The sequence below is a fragment of the Streptomyces sp. V4I2 genome, from assembly GCF_030817655.1.
Lineage (GTDB): Bacteria > Actinomycetota > Actinomycetes > Streptomycetales > Streptomycetaceae > Streptomyces > Streptomyces plumbiresistens.
Map to the genome: position 1 here is coordinate 1,487,623 of NZ_JAUSZM010000003.1, position 18,938 is coordinate 1,506,560.

The window sequence follows — 18,938 nt, forward strand, 5'->3', positions numbered from 1 at the left end:
CTCATCGTTATCGGCACTGTTGGTATTGGTACTGACCTCAGTACCATAGGACCACTGCTATGTAGTGTCAACGAGTTTCGGCCATGTCTTCGAGGGGCGTCGGAACCCTGTGGCCGCTGCCCGAGGCGGCCGTGGCGGCGTCGAGGCGGGCGAGCTGGACCACTCCGCGCAACGCAACGTCGATGGCGGCCACGTGACCGGCCCCAGCGGTGAAGAGCCTGTTGGCTAGGGCGTTGCCGACGACGGAGCGGACCGAGCCGCCCCGCCTGCCGAACAACCCGGCGAGCCTCACCACGGCGGCCGACTCTCGTTCTTGAGCGCGCCGGTCCAGGCCCAGGTTTCGAGGATGTCCAGATGGCGCGGCTGAAAGTAGCCGCCCACCCTGGGCGGCCGGCCTACCTCGCAGAAGTGGGAGTCACTTCGTCCCGGACGACGCCGATGGTGACCACCGCGTCCCCGGGGCTGGCGGCCTCGGGGGAGCCGCTACCGCCCGAGACCACGGTCACCGGAACGCCGCTGTAGCCGCCCGAATATGTCGTGAGCGTGCCATGAGGATCGATCCGCTCGGGTTCGTCGAGCCGCCGCGCGATCTGCTCGGCCGGATCCTCGTCGTAGGGCGCGGAGTGGATCGCGGACGGTGACCAGGACGTAGCGGGCCACGCGCTGCGGGTCCAACCCGGACAGTGCGGGCCTGCCGTTCCGCATCAGCCCCCGGCGGGGCAGGTGGTCGCCGAACCGGTAGTCGTGGTAGATCTGCGCGGGGTTCCAGCCGGGGTCTGCCATGGGGCTCCTCCGTCACGTGGTCGCGGACATCTCCACTACTACTGCTCGGGCGTGCCGCCGGATGCCGTCCCGGTCGAGCGGGCCGACGACCGGCGCGCCGTACTGGGCGATGACGTGGGACGCGGCAACTGCGGCCGCCCGCGCAGAGGCCGGGACGTCGCCGGTCGCGGCGTAGGAGGCCAGGAAGGCACCCGAGTACGCGTTGCCGCCTCCGGTGGGGTCGACCACCGGCCCGGGGGCCACCCCCACGTGCCAGCGCCGGTGTCCGTGCCGCACCAGCGAACCGGCCGCGCCGCACCGCAGCACGACGACGAGCCCGTGTCCCGGCAGCCGGGACAGCGCCTCCAGCGGGTCCGTCCGGCCGGTCAGGGCTGCCGCCTCCGTGACGTTGAGGGACAGTACGTCGACGAGCCCGGCCAACTCCATCACGCGGGAGCGGGCGTCCGACGTACAGGCGTTGGCGGCGATCTCCCACAGGACCGGGCCGTGCCATCGCGGGCGCACGGCAGCGACCTCCTGCCAGTACCGCTCGTCGGCGTCGTGGAAGAGATACACCCCCTCCAGCCGGTCCGGCCCGAGTGGCGACCGGCTGGGGAAAGGAGTGTGCGCGGCGAAGTGGGCGTCCCCGAACACGGACTCCTCGACGCGCTCCCCGTCGTCGAGATAACGGACGCGAGTGACCGGGCTGTGCTCGCCGACCTCGAACAGACCGACGGGGTCCACTTCGCGCCGGCGGAACCAGTCGCTCAGCCGCCGCCGGTCCCTGGCGCCCACGCCAGACACGATGGCCGTACCCCAGGGCGCCGAAACCAGGCTCGCCCCGACCGCGGCGTACGCTCCGGCCCCGCCCACCTCGCGGGCCGCAAGCCTTCCGTCCGCCGTGTACACCTCGTCGGTCACCGCGTGGGAGAACACCGCCACAAGCCGCTCGGACAACCTCGCTACCTCCGTGCGCCACCATCAGCCTTGAATCTTCTTGTTGTTATATCTACCATACCTTTGGGTCCGGGGCTCGGCCAGAGCACTTGAATGCCGGACGCAGGAAAGGCGAACATGAAGAACGTTCTGATCGATACCGACCCCGGCATGGACGACGCCCTCGCGATCATCATCGCGCTGAAGTCGCGCGAGCTGCGGACCCGCGCCGTCACCGCTGTCACGGGCAACCTGCCCTCGGACCGGACCGCCGCCAACGCGCTACGCGTCCTCGACCTGCTCGGCCGCGACGACATCCCCGTCGGCCAGGGCCCGCTGCTCCCACTGGACGGTGACTACCCGGTCGACCCCTTCTCGCACGGCACCGACGGCCTCGCCGAGTCCCACTTCCCCGTCTCGAAGCGCACCGTCGACCCGCGCAGGGCCCCGCAACTGATCGTGGACACCGTGAACGCCCACGCCGGCGACATCAGCATCGCCGGACTCGGCCCGCTGACCAACATCGCCCTCGCCCTGGAGATCGACCCGCACCTGCCCGAGAAGGTGACCGAACTGGTCATCATCGGTGGCTCCTACGGACTCACGCCCTACGCGTGGTCCCAGGCCACCGGCGACAACGCGGTCAGCGAATGGAACATATTCGTCGACCCGGAAGCGGCCCACCGGGTCTTCCGAGCCGGATTCAATCTCGTGGCCGTCGGACTCGACATCGCCACCCACCCCCGCATCAACTTCCGCGACGGCGACCTCGACCGGCTGCGCCACGCGCACACCCCCGAGGCCGCTCTCGCCGCCCGGGTCGTGGACTACGTCAATGGCCGCGGCTACCAGTCCTACTGCTCCCTCATCGACAGCGTCGCCGTCGCGGCACTGATCGACCCCACACTCATCGAGTGCGTCGAAGTCCGCTGCGACGTCGAACGGCGCGGCGAACTCACCCGTGGCATGACGGTCGTCGAACGGCGTGCACACCACGGACGCCAGGACCTGCCCCTCATCCGGACCGTGTCCGGCCTGGACTTCGACCGCTTCCTCGACCTGGTGACCACGCTGCTCAGCGATCCACGCACGTGACGGGACCAGCGGCCCGGAGGGCTGCAAGCCCATGGGGCGGAGGAAACGCGCGTCCCCCTGGTCTCAGGCACATCAGTCCACCGGCACCCCCACAGATCTGCGCGAGAGTTGCCGATGGCTCGGGAGGAGCGCGAAGCTAGCTAGCACTGGTGCTCCCAGAAACGTTCCGGGGTTCGAGCCCGTCACGGCCGATTCGGGAGCAGTCCGTACGTACACGTTCTAATTTCAGGGAACGGGTGCGCGGATGGCCGCCGACAGTTCCCACTCTCGCTTTATCGAGTGGACTCACCCGGTGAGGACTTGCCAGCACCCGTCCGAGATGTGACGGCGTTGAACAGGTATGACGCCAATCCGGGGCGCCGGGCCGAGTGAGGGCAGGAGAACCATGGGCGTGGTGAGTGCGGCCTGGCAAGTTGGAGTCGAGCGCGTCGCTACTCCCGCAGGACAGTGCCCTTGCGGGACGACGGACCGCCTGCCCGTGCTCCCTGGGTGCTGCCCGTGTCGGCTGCGTCGCCGCCTGATGCCGGGGGGCGTGGCGAGCAGGTGGCTCAGGGCCTCCTTCAGCTTGCCGTTGGGCTCCTCGGTACGGGCGGTCTCGGCTTTGACTCTGGTCCCAGGTGATGGTCCCAGAGGGGCGATGGCCGCCCAGTTGCCTACGCGGTTGCTCGGTCCGTGAGGCCGACGGGCTGCTGGGCGCGCACCAGTTCGACGAGCCATGCAGGGCCGCGCTGCCCTGATTCGTCCTCATTGCCCACAACTGTTCATGATCGAGGATCAGTTGAGACATCGTTAAGAATGTCCTGATACACCCGTCAAGCCTCTCCAGAGACTCTTCTGTCGCATATCTCCTGAGGCCACACATCACACGGTTCCGTCCGACAGGTCGCGGGTTCACGCGGCTAGCGCCCACGGGTCCAGCGAGGGGAACTCACGGCGGAGGGCCTGTATGAGCTTGCGGCGGGAGAGGACGATGAGCACCATGTGGTGGTCGCTGATGCCGGTCATGTCCAGCACCTGCACGGACTTGACGGCCTGGACCGTGAAGCCGTCCAGATAGCCCCGGTCGATCCGGCACAGGCCGCCCTGGCCGGCGGCGCCGGGGGCAAACCCGGCTGTCGGGTCCAGTGCGTGGGGCTGACCGCAGTGCAGCGCGGCGAACCGGGCGGCATCGTGCATTCTCTAGGACCACATCAGGCACGATCGGCAAGGCACTTCCGAGATGCAATCCTCCCATGCCGCGGCGGCGGTCTCATCCGCGTTCGATGATCCGAATCTGATCGCGTACGGCGGGCTGGAGCCGGTGATGCGCCTGGCCGAGCGGTGTGGTCTGCCGGCTCTGGCCGACGAGTTCATCGGGCTGCCGCGCTCGAAGGACGGCACCGGCGCCTTCCCTGCGGCGAAGCTGATGTCACTGGTGGGCGGCATGGTCGCGGGCGCCGACAGCATCGATGACATGGACCGGCTGCGGCACGGCGCGATGGGCCGCCTGTTCGCCGGGGTGCGCGCCCCGTCCACGCTGGGCAGCTTCCTGCGCTCCTTAACGCACGGGCATGTGAAGCAACTGCACGCCGTTGCCCGCAGGCTGCTTCCCCGTCTCGCTACGCACACCCCGCTGCTGCCCGGCGCGGACCAGGTCGCCTACGTGGACATCGACGACACCATCCGCCGCACCTACGGCTACGCCAAGCAGGGCGCCGGATACGGATACAGCAAGGTCAAGGGCCTCAACGCACTGCTCGGGATCGTCTCCACACCACTTGCCGCACCAATGATCGCCGCCACCAGGCTGCGCAAGGGCCCCACCAACTCCGCACGCGGGGCGGCCGCGTTCGTCGCCGAGACCATCCGCACCGCCCACGCCTGCGGCGCGAGCGGTCTCCTCGTGGTGCGGGCCGACTCCGCGTTCTACGGCGCCGACGTGGTGAGCACCTGCCGGTCCCTCGGCGCCCGCTTCTCGATCACGGTGCGGATGAACGCCTCCGTCAAGAAGGCCATCGCGGGCATCGACGAAGACGCCTGGACGGCGATCAAGTACCCCAAGGCGGTCTGGGACGAGGAGGGCCAGTGCTGGATCTCCGACGCCGAGATAGCCGAGACCACCTACACCGCCTTCACTCCAAGCCGAAGAAGCAGCAGGTCACCGCCCGGCTGATCGTGCGACGGGTCAAACGGCTCAACCCCGACAGCCTGCCCGCCGGGCAGGGCACCCTCTTCGACACCTGGCGTTACCACGCCGCGTTCACCGACTCCCCGCTCTCCCTCAAAGACGCTGAGCGTGATCACAGGCGGCACTCTGTCGTGGAACAAGTCATCGCGGACGTCAAGAACAGCGCCTTCGCGCACGCCCCGTCCGGCAACTTCCAGGCCAACGCCGCCTGGCTCACCCTCGCCGCCCTTGCGCACAACCTGACCCGCGCCGCCGGCACTCTGGCCGGTGTATTCCACGCCAGAGCGGCCACCGCCACGATCCGCGACCACCTGATCAACGTGCCTGCCCGCCTGGCCCGCTCGGCCCGCCGCCTCACCCTCCACCTGCCCGAACGCTGGCCCTGGGAAGGCGACTTCACACAACTGTTCACGGCCGTGCACGCGCCACCGCCGTCCGCCTGACCCTCCTTGACCGAGCCGCCCGAACGGGCCCGAGACCTGTGGACATGTGGAAGAGCTGGGCAGACCAGCGGATACTCCCTGCCCGAACCCGCAGATCAGCCGCCAGACCACTCGAACACACCCGAAGCGATCACTCCGAAACCAAGCCGGTGGATCCGGGTTCAGTAAACCGGCAGCAGTTCCCGACCCCACGTCTGATTGTTCGGCCCTTCCAGATTCGCCGCATACGAAGGCCGCATGCGAAAGAGGGCACGAAAGACGTTTGAGTGACAGAAGGCGACAATTCTTTGAGTGTATTACCCACCCAAGGTCGCTCACTCAATGCGGCTTCGTGCTCCCGTGCGCCCCCGCGCACGGAGGATTCGGGGCGCCGCGAGCAGTCTGGACTGGGCAGGACATGACTCGAACGCCAAGTCGGTGGACCGGCCACTGACTTTCGTGCGTCGACTGAGACAGGTGGTATTCGATGAGCAATGCCGTGCCTGATACAGAACGAGCATGGACCGTGGGTACTGCACCGGGCATATTCCCGTCCCTTGGCCACCCTATCGCCTTGTTACGCCGGCCGCTGGATTTTCTGAATTCCCTGCCGGCCCGTGGTGATCTGGTCGAGATACGCCTGGGCCCGCTGCACGCCTGGATGGCCTGCCACCCGGACGTGGCCCACCAAGTCCTGATGGACACGCGGACCTTCGACAAGGGCGGCCCGCTCTACAACAGGCTGCGACCGCTGATGGGAAACGGCCTGGTGACCTGCCGTCAGGACGTACACCGGCGCCAACGCAGGCTGCTGCAACCCGACTTCCGCCCTTCCCGCGTGGCCGACCACGCGGACATGATGCGCCGCGAAGCCGAGGTGGCCTGCCGGGAGTGGCGGGCAGGGGGCAAGGTCGACGTCAGTGCGGCGACGTTGGCTCTGACGACCCGGGTGATGAACCACGTCCTGTTCTCCGACTCGCTCGGCGGCGCGGCGGCGGCCGAGGTGGGCGAGCGCCTCGCGGTCATCGTCCGCGGCCTGTTCGTCCGTACGGCCGTGCCGGTCGACGCCCTGTTCCGCGTCCCGACGCCCGCGAACCGGCGCTACCGTCATGCGGTCGACCGAGTGCACGCGATCGTCGACGAGGTCGTGGCGCGGCGCCGCCGCGGCGGACCGGACGGCGAGCAAAACGACGTACTGGGAACGCTCCTGTCGGCCGCACGCGAGGGATCGTCCGGGGTCACCGAGCAGGAGGTCCACGACCAGCTCGTCACGCTGCTGCTCACCGGAGCCGAGAGCACCGCCCTGTGCCTGGCCTCCGCCCTCGATCTGCTGGCCCGGCATCCGGAGGCGGAACGCCGCCTGCACGCCGAGGTCGACGCCGTGACCGCCGACCGGCCACGGCCCGGCCCCGACGAACTGCCGTACACCCGCGGCGTCGTCGCCGAGACACTGCGCCACCGACCGCCCGGCTGGCTCTTCACCCGCATCACCACCCAGGAGACGACACTCGCCGGCCAGCGGCTTCCCCGGGGCACCACGGTTCTGTACAGCCCCTACCTGCTGCACCACGACCCCGCCTCGTTCCCCGACCCCGAGCGCTTCCTGCCCGAGCGTTGGCTCCCAGGGGCCACCGCCGATCCGCGCGGCGCGATGCTCCCGTTCGCCGCGGGCAGCCGGAAGTGCCTCGGCGACACCTTCGCCGTGGCGGAGGTCACGCTGGCCCTCGCGACCATCACCGGCCGCTGGCGGCTGCGCCATGGGCCGGGGTACGCCGAACGGCTGCGGCCGGCTGCGACGTTGGGGCATCGGTCGCTGGTGATGACGTGTGAGCCACGGACCAACGCGCCGAACCGCCCAGCGCCCCGGGCACGATCCCTTACTCCCCGAGCAACCGCAGCAGCCCGCTTTCAGGACCCCCGAACGGCAGGTGACAACGGTGTCGACGACGCATGAGGAACTCGCAGCTGCTCCGCAGGGCGTGACCACGTTCGGCAGCCTGAGGGATCTGATAGACGCCCACCTCTACATGCCCTTCCCGTTCCGGACCAACCGCCACGCGGCCGAGGCGGCGACAGGCGTCGACACCTGGCTGCACGCCTGGGGACTGACGGACGACCCGGCGGTGGCGGCGATGATCAACGCCACCCGACCGGCCGAACTCGCGGCCTACAGCAGTCCGTCCGTGGACCCCGGCATCCTTCAGATCATCGCCAACCAGATCTCCTACCAGTTCATCTTCGACGACCGGGCCGAAGAGGTCGGCCGCCGGTGGCCCGGCCGGCTGCTGCCCATGCTGAGCGAGAGCGTCGAGATCCTCAGGGACGGACGGCCACCCGGCACGGCTCTCGGCGCAGCCCTGGCCGACCTTCACCGACAGGTCCGGGAGCGCTGCACTCCTGACCAGGCGGCACGCTGGGCCTGGAACAGCCGTGAGTACGTGCACGGGCTGTTGTACGAGGCGGTGGCGCAGGCCGATTCCGTGCCGCTGGAGGCCGGGCAGTGCACCTCGATACGTTCGCTCACCGCGGGCATCGAGCCGTTCTATCCGCTGTACGAGGCGGCACAGCCCCGGGAACTCACCGCTCAGGACCTCCACCACCCTGTCGTACGGCGGCTGACGCGGCTGTCGGTCGATGCGGCAGTGTGGACGGCCGACCTCTTCTCCGCGGTCAAGGAGCAACGGGCAGGAGGTGTCATCAATCTCGCTCTCGCCCAGCAGCGTCTGCACCGGTGCCCGCTGCCGACCGCCGTGGTGAAGGCCATCCGGTTGATCAACAGCACGATCAGCGAGTTCGAGGCGCTCCACAAGGCGATCCAGCCGGAGTTGAGCCCTGCCGGAGTCGGCTACCTCGACGGCATGGTGGGCTGGATCCGGGGCTGCTACTTCTGGTCCCGCACAGTGCCGCGCTACGCGGACACCGCGGAGGTGTCCGCCGTGCGGTGAACGTGAGCGGGGCATTGTACCCGAGGGACGACCACCCATTGTGCCCTCATGGATATTTCACCCTCTCTGCCGTTCTCCTGTCCGAACTCGACCGCCGGGTGTTCATGAGGGCGTACGCTCGGCGCCGTCCCACGCGGATCAACGACAGGAAGCGGTAGCGCACATGGCGCCTGGGCTGCGGCAATCTCTCACCGAACACCGTCCGTTGCTCGAGCGCCACCGGGAACTTCGGGCGCTCGACTCCGCATTGTCCGAGCTCCGCGAATCGGTCGAGGGCGTACCTCGCACGCCGTCCGGCGAACTCCTCGTCTTCGCCGGTCCGGCCGGTATGGGAAAGACCACGCTCGTCACTGCCGCCCGCGTTCGCGCGATCTCGCGCGGATGCACGGTGCTTTCTGCCAAGGGCAGTGAGAACGAGCAGGGGATGGCGTTCCGCGTGGTGCGCCAGCTCCTGCAGCCCGCCTTGGCCGCGATGGACGAGGCGGAGCTCCGTGCCTTCCTGGGAAGTTGGTACGACATCGTGGCGGTCGCGCTCGGCCTCGAGGCGAAGGACACCGCCCATGTGCCGGATCCGACCGGGGTGCGCGACGGCCTCGACTGGGTCATGACCCGTCTGGCGGTGAAGAAGAAGCCGGTCGTGCTGCTCCTGGACGACCTGCACTGGGCTGATGCCGAGTCCCTCGGGTGGCTCGCCTCCTTCGCGCCACGCGCCGCCGATGTCCCCTTGCTGATCGTCGCCGCCTATCGGCCCGACGACATGCCGCCCGAGGCGGAAGCCATCCGCACGGTCTTCGAGCGCCATGGGAACCGCCCCCATTCGCTGGTGCCGCTCAGCGCAGACGGCGTCGCGCGGATCATCAGGGACGCGGTGGGCGAGCAGGCCGAGGACGAGTTCTCCGAGGAGTGCTGGACGGTCACCAACGGGAACCCGTTCGAGACCGTCGAACTGGCCTTCAGGCTCGCAGAGCGGCAAGTGCGGGGCATGCGGCACGAGTTGCCCGTGATGCGAGACCTCGCAGCGGCCGTCAAGGGCCCCGGCCTGCTCAATCGCCTGAAACGGCTCGGTACGAGCACCGTCCGCTATGCCTGGGCGGCCGCTGTGCTGGGCGGGTCCTTCTCGCCGGAACTCGCCGCGGACCTCGCGGTGATCGGCAACGAGGAGGCCGCCGAGGCCACGGAGCGGCTGCGTGCCGCCCGGATCCTGGCCGACAGTCAAGGGCCCGGGAGCGGCTTGGAGTTCGTGCACCCACTGATCGCCACCACTATCTACCGGGCCATCCCCTCCGGCCTGCGCGTCGGTCTGCACAACGCGGCCGCCGAGGCCGTCCGCGCCGCCGGACTCGGTCCCACCGCAGCAGCCCGGCATCTGTTGGAGGTTCCCTGCGAGGGCAGGCCGGAAGCCGTCGAATGTCTCCGCGCGGCCGCCCACGAGTACCTTCGTGCCGGGGCCCCGGAGGCCGCCCGGCGTGCCCTGACCCGGGCCCTGCGGGAGCCGCCGCCCGCGGAGGACCGGGCCGCACTCCTCCACGAACTCGCCTGCTCGACCTTCCTCATCGAACCCACGGCCACGGTCGGCTATCTCCAGGAGGCCCTGAAGGAGCCCGGAATCGAGCCCGATCTACGCGCCTCCATCGTCTACCGGCTGGCCCAGGCGCTGGCCCACACCGACCGGCTGGCCGAGGCCGCGACCGTGGCCGCCGACGAAGCACAGCAGGCGGCCAATCCGCGAATCCGACTGCGGATGCAGGCCGATCACTTCGTGTGGAGCGCGTTCCGCATGGACGAGCCGGACTCGCCCGCCCGCTCCCGCAAGCTGGCACGGCTGGCCGAGAAGCTGACCGGCCGCGGGCTCGAGGAGCGCTACATCCTGGGCCTGCGGGCGTGGGACGCGCTGGTGCGCGGCGAGCCGCGACGGACCGTCCTCGCGTGCGCCGAGGACGCCCTGCGCGGGGGCATGAGCTGGACCGACGAGAACCGCGGCTTCGAGGTGCCCGTCTCGGTCGCTCTCGCGTTCATGTACTGCGACCAGCCCCGGCGGGCCGAGGAACTGTTCATCAAGGGCATGGCCGAGTGCGAGGTCAAAGGCTGGCGAGGCTCGCACATGGCCGTCGGCCAAACCCTCTTCGGCTACATCCGCTACCGCCGCGGCTGCCTGGCCGAGGCCGAAGAACTCGCCCGCGAGGGCCTGCGCAACGCCGACCGGGTGGAGGGCGCCGTACCCGCCCAGTGGTTCGCCATCGGCATCCTGATCCAGATCCTGCTGGCCCGCGGCCGGACCGCCGCCGCCCGTCGGCTCGCCGACCGGTACCACTACGGCGAGGTGGTCCCGAACGCCGTCATCTACCCCGATCCGCGCACGGTGTACGCCGAGCTGCTGCTGGCCGAGGGGCGGCGCTCGGAGGCCGAGTGCATTCTGTCCGACGTCGGGGACCGGCTGGAGGCGCGTGCCTGGCGCAACCCCTCCTGGTGTCCCTGGCAGCTCGACCTGGCGTCCGCCGTCGCCCCCAGCGCTCCCGACCGGGCGGTCCGTCTCGCCCAGGACGCCGTCAAGCGGGCCCGCGACTTCGGGGCGGCGTCCGTGATCGGTCAGGCGCTGCACGTCGAGGCCGAGGTCACCGGCGGGCCCGCGGCACTCGACCTGCACACGCAGGCCGTCGAGCACCTGGAACAGTCCCCCGCCTCCTACGAGCTGGCCCGCGCCCTGGTCGGTCACGGCGCCGCGCTGTCCCGCAACAGCCGGCTCCAGGATGCCGCCGACCGGCTCTACCAGGGGCTGGAGACCGCCGTCCACTGCGGTGCCGAGGCCGTGGCCACCCGGGCCAGGGAGGAACTCTCCGCCGCCGGAATGCGCCCCCTGCCCCTGCGCTATGGCCAGACGGACACCCTCACCGCCCACGAACGCCGAGCCGCCGAGATGACGGCCCAGGGGCATCCCGTGACGGTGGTCGCGAAGGAACTGCGCCTGACCGAGCAGGGCGTCCGCAACCTGCTCTCCGCCGCCTACCGGAAGATCGGCACGGACGCGGCGGGGCTCGCCGGGGCGTTGAAGACCTTTCCGCGGCCTCAGCTGTGAGGACAGTGCCGACGACAGCCGTTACGAGGTCTCCCGGGCCGGCATGGACAGGACGTGCGCGTCCCACGCGTCCAGGGCCACGAACAGGCCCGGGCCGGTCAGTTCGTCGCCGTCGCGGTCGTACGTCCGGTCCGTGAGGAGGTCGGTGAGGCGGTGGTGGCCGCCTCGGAGGTCGTCCCACGGGAGGGGAAGCCGTGCCTGGGCCGGGCGGTCGGCGCAGTTGACGACGACCACGTGGCGGGTGTCCTCGTGCGTCCAGGTCCAGGCGAGCAGACTGCCGTGGGTGTCGTTGTCCGGCAGGCCCGTCGGGGTCAGCGGCCGCCACTCGCCCCTGCGCACGGCGGCCGCCGCCCCGAGCAGACGGCCGTAGAAGTCGCGCAGCGGCTCGTCGGCCGGTTCCGGTGGCCGGCGGGAGAGGAACACCGGTGGGCGAACCCGGCGGCCCTCGAACTGGCCCTCGTGCCAGAGCGTCGCGCCGGGGAGGGTCGCGACGGCGATGGCCGCGGCCTGTCCCCGTGCGCCGGGCAGGGTGGTGGCGGCCCGTGGCTCGTCGTGGTTCTCGAGGAAGCGGACGAGGCCGCGCTGGTACGCGAGGCCGGCCCCCAGATGTGCGCGGACGGAGTCGGCGTTCTCGTGGCACAGGCGGTCGTAGAGCCGCTTGTCGTAGCAGTGGTCGAAGCCCTGCTGCTGGAGGGGCTGTTCGAGGTCCCAGTACGCCTCGGCGACGAAGAGGAGGTCCGGGTGGCGTGCGCGGACGCGCGGGATGACGTACGGCCAGAAGTCCTCGGCGGGAACCGGTCCCGCCCGGTCGCCCCAGGTCTTGGCGAAGACGTCGTTCATCATCAGCATCGCCATGTCGCAGCGCACGCCGTCCGCCTGGTCGCCGATGGACACCAGGGTGTCCACCGTCGCGGCCCGCAGGCCGTCGGCGAAGGCGTTCAGCTGGACGACGTCCGGCCAGGGCGGGAAGTACGGGTCGCGGCCCCGGGCGTGGACGCGACCGCCGGCCTCGATGAAGGCGTCCGGCGCGGCGGCCAGGTCGTCCGGGGTGCCCTGGATCAGACGGTCGGGGTGTGCGGTGAGCCAGGGGTGGTCGGGGGCCACGTGGTTGGGGACGTGGTCCAGGATCAGCCGCAGTCCGCGTGCGGCCAGTTGGGCGCGGGCCGCGGCCAGGCCCTCCGGGCCGCCGAGGGAGGCGTCGACGACGTAGTTCCGTACGCAGTACGGGGATCCTGCGAGGTCCGCCTCGGTGACGTCGGGCAGGGCCGCGCGGAACGAGGCCATGAGGGTGTCGTCGCGCAGGGCGATCCCGAGGCCGGCGGGGCTGCGCTCCCAGACGCCCATCAGCCAGACGGTGTCGATGCCGGGCAGCGCGATCCCGTCCCAGACCTCGCCGGGCACCTCGCCCAGGGTGATGCGACGCCCGTGGCGGTCGCTCAGCTCGCGCAGCCAGACAAGGGTGTTGATCTCCAGGATCACCGTCATGACAGGGGTTCCTCCCGGTCGTCCGTGGGCCGTAGGAAGTCCCGGCCGCCGCGGTGCCAGTCGTCGGCGCCGACCACGTGGAACAGCGTCGCGGTGGCCGCGACCAGTCCGCTCCAGCCGGTCTGGTGGGCGGCGCCGAGCCCCGCGCCGTTGTCACCGTGGAAGTACTCGTAGAAAAGGATCAGGTCCTTCCAGTGCGGGTCCTTGGCGAACTTGGGCTGGGCGCCGTGCACCGGGCGGTGACCGTCGGGGTCGGGCAGGAAGGTGGAGGTGAGCCGGTCGGAGATCTCGCGGGCGACCTCGTAGAGGTTCATCCGCCGTCCGGAGCCGGTCGGGCACTCCACGGTGAAGTCGGGGCCGTGGTAGCCGTGCAGGTTCATCAGGGCGCGGATCAGGAGGAGGTTGATCGGGAACCACACTGGGCCGCGCCAGTTGGAGTTGCCGCCGAACATCCCGGAGTCGGACTCGGCGGGCAGATAGCCGACGCCGTAGGTCTGGCCGTGCACGTCGAAGGTGTACGGGTGTTCCGCGTGGTGGCGGGAGAGGGACCGGATGCCGTGCGGGCCGAGGAACTCGTCCTCGTCGAGCATGCGGGCCAGGATGCGGCGCAGCCGGTCCTCGCCGAACAGGGCGAACAGATAGCGGCCCTCGGCGCTGGGGCCGCCGGCGGCGTGCTGCGAGACGAACGCCTCGACGGCCGGGTGCCGTCGGATGAACTCCTGGGCACCTTCGACCAGTTCGGGAAAGCTGCGGTCCGCCCGGCCGCCGATCACGCTGGTCGCGGCGAGCGGGATCAGGCCGACCAGGGAGCGCACCTTCAGCGGGATCGCGCTGCCGTCGGGCAGCCTGAGGACGTCGTAGAAGAAGCCGTCCTCCTCGTCCCACAGGCTGGCGTTGTCCTTGCCGATGCGGTTCATGGCGACGGCGATCCACGCGAAGTGCTCGAACAGCATCTGTGCCTGCTCGACGTACACCGGGTTGTCGACGGCGAGTTCGATGGCGATGTCCATGAGGTTCTGGCAGTACAGCGCCATCCAGGCGGTGCCGTCGGCCTGGTCGAGGTGGCCGCCGGTGGGCAGCGGGGCGCTGCGGTCGAAGACGCCGATGTTGTCGAGGCCGAGGAAGCCGCCCTGGAAGACGTTGTTGCCGTCGACGTCCTTGCGGTTGAGCCACCAGGTGAAGTTCTTCAGCAGCTTCTGGTAGGCGTTCTCCAGGAAGGCGCGGTCGCCCTGGCCGGTGCGGTGTTTCTCCAGTTCGTAGACGAAGAGGGTCGCCCAGGCGTGCACGGGCGGGTTGACGTCGCCGAAGTTCCATTCGTACGCCGGGATCTGGCCGTTGGGGTGCAGACAGAGGCGGTGCAGGAGCAGGTCGAGCTGGGACTTGGCGAAGCCGATGTCGACCATGGCCAGAGGGAGGGTGTGGAAGGCGAGGTCCCAGGCGGCGAACCACGGGTACTCCCAGGTGTCCGGCATCGACATGATCTCGTCGTTGACCATGTGGTACCAGCCGCTGTTGCGGACGTTCGGGTCGGCGGCGAGGGGGTCGACACCGTGTTCGGCCAGCCAGCGCTGGACGTCCAGGTAGTAGTACTGCTTGCTCCACAGCATCCCGGCCAGCGCCTGACGGACCATGCGCTTCTCTTCCCGGCCCATGCCGTCCGGTGCGAGGACGTCGTAGAAGGTGTCGGCCTCGGTGCGGCGCAGGTCCAGCACCTGTCCGAAGTCCCCCCAGGGGGCGGTGAGTTCGGTGTCGGTCAGGCGCAGGCGGATGGTGACGCTGTCCTCGCCGGGGACGGTCAGGACGTGGTGGACGGCCGCCTTGGTCCCGGTGCGCTCCGGGTTCACGGCGTCCTGCTCGCCGTGCACGACGTGGCGGTCGATGCCGTCCTTGACGTACGGCGTGGTGTTGGGGCTGCCGAAGACGCGCTCGTTGTTGGTCTCGTTGTCGGTGAAGAGCGTGGGTGTATCCGTGTCGTGGTACAGCCAGCGCGGGCCGAGTTCCTCGTGGTCGGCCCGGATCGCGCCCGGTGTCTGCCGCAGGCCCGGTACGGCGGTGCCGCCGGCCCAGGACCAGGTGTGCCGGAACCAGATGGTCGGCAGCAGGTGGAGCGTCGCCTCGTCGGGTCCGCGGTTGTGCGCGGTGATCTCGACCAGCAGGTCCTCCGGTCCCGCCTTCGCGCCCTGCGGGTACTTGTAGAGGAACTTCATGTACGAGTGCGTGGGCGTGTTGTCGAGGTGGAAGTAGTACTCCTTGACGTCCTCGCCGTGGTTGCCCTCGGTGTTGGTGAGGCCGAACATGCGTTCCTTGCTTGTCGTCGCTGACGCCGGCGATGCCGTCCTCGCCCCAGCGGTAGGCGCGGGAGCGGGCCTGGTCGTGGGTGAAGTACGACCAGGCGTCGCCGTCGCTGCTGTAGTCCTCCCGGACGGTGCCCGACTGCCGCTCGCTCAGGTACGGGCCCCAGCGCCGCCAGGGCGCCGCACCCGCGTCGGCCTCCGCCAGCCGCCGCCGCTCTGCGTCGCGTGCGTCACCGTCAGTCGTCATCACCCAGGCTCCTCACACACCGTCCGACCTGCCCGACCCGTCCAGACTCGGGCGGGTCGGACCCGGCCGCACGCGGCTTCGGCCGAACGGGGGGGGACGCGCGTGGCGCGTGGCTCAGGCGATCTCCACCAGCAGATCGCCGCCTTCCACCTGCTGGATCTTGTTGATGGCGAGCCGGGACACCCGTCCGGCCTTCGGGGCGGTGATCGTGGCCTCCATCTTCATCGCCTCGATCGTGGCCACCGTGGCACCGGCCGCCACCTCGTCGCCCTCGGCGACCGCGAGTGTCACCACCCCGGCGAACGGCGCGGGGACGTGGCCGGGCTTGGAGCGGTCGGCCTTCTCGGTCACCGGCACGTCGGAGGACGCGGCGGTGTCGCGGACCTGGATCGGCCGCAGCTGGCCGTTCAGCGCGGACATCACCGTGCGCATGCCGCGTTCGTCGGCCTCACCGACGGCTTCCAGCTCGATGAGGAGCCGCACGCCCTGCTCGAGGTCGACGGCGTACTCCTTGCCCGGCCTGAGGCCGTAGAAGAAGGCCTTGCTGTCCAGCACGCTGGTGTCGCCGAAGCTCTGGCGATGCGTCTCGAACTCGCGCGTCGGCCCGGGGAACAGCAGCCGGTTGAGCGTGGCGCGCCGGTCCTTCTCCAGCCCCGTACGGTCCTCGGCGGACAGCTCCTGCACCGGCTTGGCCTCGGCGCGGCCCTGGAGCGCCCTGCTGCGGAACGGCTCCGGCCAGCCGCCGGGCGGGGTGCCGAGCTCGCCGCGCAGGAAGCCGATGACGGAGTCGGGGATGTCGAACTTGTCCGGCGTCGCCTCGAACTCCTCGGGCGCCACCCCGGCGCCGACCAGGTGCAGGGCGAGGTCGCCGACCACCTTGGACGAGGGGGTGACCTTCACCAGGTGGCCGAGGATGCGGTCGGCGGCGGCGTACATCGCCTCGATGTCCTCGAACCGGTCGCCGAGGCCCAGCGCCACGGCCTGGGTGCGCAGGTTGGAGAGCTGGCCACCGGGGATCTCGTGGTCGTAGACGCGTCCGGTCGGCGAGGCGAGGCCAGCCTCGAACGGTGCGTAGATCTTGCGGACGCTCTCCCAGTACGGCTCCAGATCACCGACCGCCCTCAGGTCCAGGCCGGTCGGCCGCTCCGAGTAGTCGGTCGCCGCGACGATCGCCGACAGCGACGGCTGTGAGGTGGTGCCCGCCATCGAGGCGACCGCGCCGTCCACCGCGTCCGCGCCGGCCTGGATCGCGGCGAGGTAGGTGGCCAGCTGGCCGCCCGCCGTGTCGTGGGTGTGCAGGTGCACCGGCAGGTCGAACTCGCGGCGCAGCGCGGAGACCAGTTTCGCGGCGGCGGGGGCGCGGAGCAGACCGGCCATGTCCTTGACGGCGATGACGTGGGCGCCCGCGTCCACGATCTGCTCGGCCAGGCGGAGGTAGTAGTCGAGGGTGTACAGCCGCTCGTTCGGGTCGGACAGGTCGGAGGTGTAGCACAGGGCGACCTCGGCGACGGCGGTGCCGGTCGCCCGTACGGCGTCGATGGCGGGCCGCATCTGGCCCACGTCGTTGAGCGCGTCGAAGATGCGGAAGATGTCGATGCCGGTGGCCGCGGCCTCCTGCACGAAGGCGTCGGTCACCTCGGTCGGGTACGGCGTGTAGCCCACGGTGTTGCGGCCCCGCAGCAGCATCTGGAGGCAGAGGTTCGGCACGGCCTCGCGCAGGGCGGCCAGGCGTTCCCAGGGGTCCTCGGCGAGGAAGCGCAGCGCGACGTCGTAGGTGGCGCCGCCCCAGCACTCCAGGGAGAGCAGCTCGGGAAGGGTGCGGGCGACGAGGGGGGCGACGGCGAGCAGGTCCTTGGTGCGGACCCGGGTGGCGAGCAGCGACTGGTGGGCGTCCCGGAACGTGGTGTCGGTGACGCCGATCGTCGGTGACTCGCGCAGCCACCGGGCGAAGCCCTCGGGGCCCAGTTCGGTGAGCTTCTGCTTGGAGCCGGCGGGCGGCTCGCCGGCGTCGGCCCGCGGCAGTTTGGTGGTGGGGTCGATCAGGTCGGGCCGCTCGCCGTGCGGCTTGTTCACCGTCACGTCGGCGAGGTAGGTGAGCAGCTTGGTCCCGCGGTCGGCGGAGTGGCGGGCGGTGAGCAGGTGCGGGCGCTGCTCGATGAACGACGTGGTGACGTTTCCGGCCTGGAAGTCCGGGTCGTCGAGGACCGCCTGGAGGAAGGGGATGTTGGTGGCCACGCCGCGGATGCGGAACTCGGCCACGGCACGCCGGGCCCGGCGCACCGCGGTCGTGAAGTCCCGGCCCCGGCAGGTGAGTTTCACCAGCATGGAGTCGAAGTGCGCGCTGATCTCCGTACCGGCGTGGGTGGTGCCGCCGTCGAGACGGATGCCCGAGCCGCCGGGCGAGCGGTAGGCGCTGATCCGGCCGGTGTCCGGGCGGAAGCCGTTGGCCGGGTCCTCGGTGGTGATCCGGCACTGGAGTGCGGCGCCGTGCAGGGTGACGGTCTCCTGGGAGAGGCCGAGGTCGGCGAGGGTCTCGCCGGCGGCGATGCGCAGCTGTGCCTGGACCAGGTCGACGTCGGTGACCTCCTCGGTCACCGTGTGCTCGACCTGGATGCGCGGGTTCATCTCGATGAAGACGTGGTTGCCGTCGCGGTCGAGGAGGAACTCCACGGTGCCCGCGTTGCGGTAGCCGATCTCGCGGGCGAACCGCACGGCGTCGGCGCAGATCTGCTCGCGCAGCGCCGGGTCGAGGTTGGGCGCGGGGGCCAGCTCGATGACCTTCTGGTGGCGGCGCTGCACGGAACAGTCGCGCTCGAAGAGGTGGATGACGTTGCCGTGCCCGTCGGCGAGGATCTGCACCTCGATGTGACGGGGTTCCACGACGGCCTTCTCCAGGAAGACGGTGGCGTCACCGAACGCGGAGGCCGCCTCGCGGGCCGCCGCCTCGATGGACTCGCGCAGCTGGGCGGGCTCCTGGACGCGGCGCATGCCGCGCCCGCCGCCGCCCGCGACCGCCTTCACGAACAGGGGGAAGCCGATGTCCTCGGCGGCCCGCACCAGCTCGTCCACGTCGGCAGAGGGCGCCGAGGACCCCAGCACCGGTACGCCGGCCGCGCGGGCGGCGGCCACCGCCCGGGCCTTGTTGCCCGTCAGCTCCAGGATCTGCGCGCTCGGCCCGACGAAGGTGATGCCCGCTTCCTCGCAGGCCCGCGCCAGCTCCGGGTTCTCGGACAGGAACCCGTAGCCCGGATAGACGGCGTCGGCACCGGCCAGCCGGGCCGCGCGGATGATCTCCTCGACGGAGAGGTAGGCCCGCACCGGGTGCCCCGGCTCGCCGATCTCGTAGGCCTCGTCGGCCTTCATCCGGTGCAGCGAGTTGCGGTCCTCGTGCGGGAAGACGGCGACGGTCCGCGCGCCCAGTTCATAGCCGGCGCGGAAGGCTCGAATCGCGATCTCGCCTCGGTTGGCGACCAGTACCTTGCGGAGCATTCCGGATCCCTTCGAACTGCCGG

Annotated in this window: 9 protein-coding genes and 2 pseudogenes; 5 read left to right on the top strand and 6 right to left on the bottom strand. The window is 70.3% G+C overall.

The features are described from left to right. Positions 1 to 67: 67 nt before the first annotated feature. Both QFZ76_RS07770 and QFZ76_RS07775 read right to left on the bottom strand, forming a co-directional pair. Positions 68 to 295: a hypothetical protein gene (locus QFZ76_RS07770; RefSeq protein WP_307673023.1), complete on the bottom strand. Its 228-nt coding sequence runs from the start codon at positions 293 to 295 to the stop codon at positions 68 to 70. 500 nt (positions 296 to 795) lie between these two features. Further along, positions 796 to 1,719, bottom strand: a complete 924-nt coding sequence (locus QFZ76_RS07775; RefSeq protein WP_307673024.1) for a carbohydrate kinase family protein — start codon at positions 1,717 to 1,719, stop codon at positions 796 to 798. 117 nt (positions 1,720 to 1,836) lie between these two features. Between QFZ76_RS07775 and QFZ76_RS07780 the strand changes: the two genes are divergently transcribed. Beyond that, positions 1,837 to 2,793, top strand: coding sequence for a nucleoside hydrolase (locus QFZ76_RS07780; RefSeq protein WP_307673025.1), 957 nt, complete (start codon positions 1,837 to 1,839; stop codon positions 2,791 to 2,793). An 891-nt stretch (positions 2,794 to 3,684) separates the two neighbouring features. Here QFZ76_RS07780 and QFZ76_RS07785 read toward each other — a convergent pair. After that, positions 3,685 to 3,969 (bottom strand): hypothetical protein, encoded by a 285-nt coding sequence (locus QFZ76_RS07785; protein WP_307673026.1) that lies wholly within the window; start codon positions 3,967 to 3,969, stop codon positions 3,685 to 3,687. A gap of 43 nt (positions 3,970 to 4,012) precedes the next feature. Between QFZ76_RS07785 and QFZ76_RS07790 the strand changes: the two are divergent. The 4 genes and pseudogenes from QFZ76_RS07790 to QFZ76_RS07805 all read left to right on the top strand — a co-directional run bounded on the left by QFZ76_RS07790 (position 4,013) and on the right by QFZ76_RS07805 (position 11,400). Further along, a pseudogene (locus QFZ76_RS07790) lies at positions 4,013 to 5,403 on the top strand (IS1380 family transposase). A 553-nt stretch (positions 5,404 to 5,956) separates the two neighbouring features. Then, on the top strand, positions 5,957 to 7,336 hold the full coding sequence (locus tag QFZ76_RS07795) for a cytochrome P450 (RefSeq protein WP_307673027.1): 1,380 nt from the start codon (positions 5,957 to 5,959) through the stop codon (positions 7,334 to 7,336). Beyond that, on the top strand, positions 7,320 to 8,327 hold the full coding sequence (locus QFZ76_RS07800; protein WP_307673028.1) for a (-)-alpha-amorphene synthase: 1,008 nt from the start codon (positions 7,320 to 7,322) through the stop codon (positions 8,325 to 8,327). Before QFZ76_RS07795 ends, QFZ76_RS07800 begins: the two co-directional genes overlap by 17 nt. Before the next feature lie 163 nt (positions 8,328 to 8,490). After that, a complete protein-coding gene (locus QFZ76_RS07805; protein WP_307673029.1) occupies positions 8,491 to 11,400 on the top strand; it encodes an AAA family ATPase in 2,910 nt (969 codons plus the stop codon). 21 nt (positions 11,401 to 11,421) lie between these two features. Here QFZ76_RS07805 and QFZ76_RS07810 read toward each other — a convergent pair whose 3' ends face one another. From QFZ76_RS07810 to QFZ76_RS07820, 3 genes and pseudogenes are all read right to left on the bottom strand, one after another. Further along, a complete protein-coding gene (locus tag QFZ76_RS07810) occupies positions 11,422 to 12,885 on the bottom strand; it encodes an alpha-amylase (protein WP_307673030.1) in 1,464 nt (487 codons plus the stop codon). After that, positions 12,882 to 15,426 (bottom strand): annotated as a pseudogene (locus QFZ76_RS07815) (glucosidase). Before QFZ76_RS07815 ends, QFZ76_RS07810 begins: the two are co-directional and overlap by 4 nt. A gap of 114 nt (positions 15,427 to 15,540) precedes the next feature. After that, positions 15,541 to 18,915, bottom strand: coding sequence for a pyruvate carboxylase (locus QFZ76_RS07820; RefSeq protein WP_307673031.1), 3,375 nt, complete (start codon positions 18,913 to 18,915; stop codon positions 15,541 to 15,543). Positions 18,916 to 18,938: the final 23 nt, after the last annotated feature.

Excerpts from the sequence above, each read along its gene's own strand:
- QFZ76_RS07780 (WP_307673025.1), top strand. The coding sequence starts at position 1,837 with ATGAAGAACGTTCTGATCGATACCGACCCCGGCATGGACGACGCCCTC.
- QFZ76_RS07785 (WP_307673026.1), bottom strand. The coding sequence starts at position 3,969 with ATGCACGATGCCGCCCGGTTCGCCGCGCTGCACTGCGGTCAGCCCCAC.
- QFZ76_RS07805 (WP_307673029.1), top strand. The coding sequence starts at position 8,491 with ATGGCGCCTGGGCTGCGGCAATCTCTCACCGAACACCGTCCGTTGCTC.
- QFZ76_RS07810 (WP_307673030.1), bottom strand. The coding sequence starts at position 12,885 with ATGACGGTGATCCTGGAGATCAACACCCTTGTCTGGCTGCGCGAGCTG.
- QFZ76_RS07820 (WP_307673031.1), bottom strand. The coding sequence starts at position 18,915 with ATGCTCCGCAAGGTACTGGTCGCCAACCGAGGCGAGATCGCGATTCGA.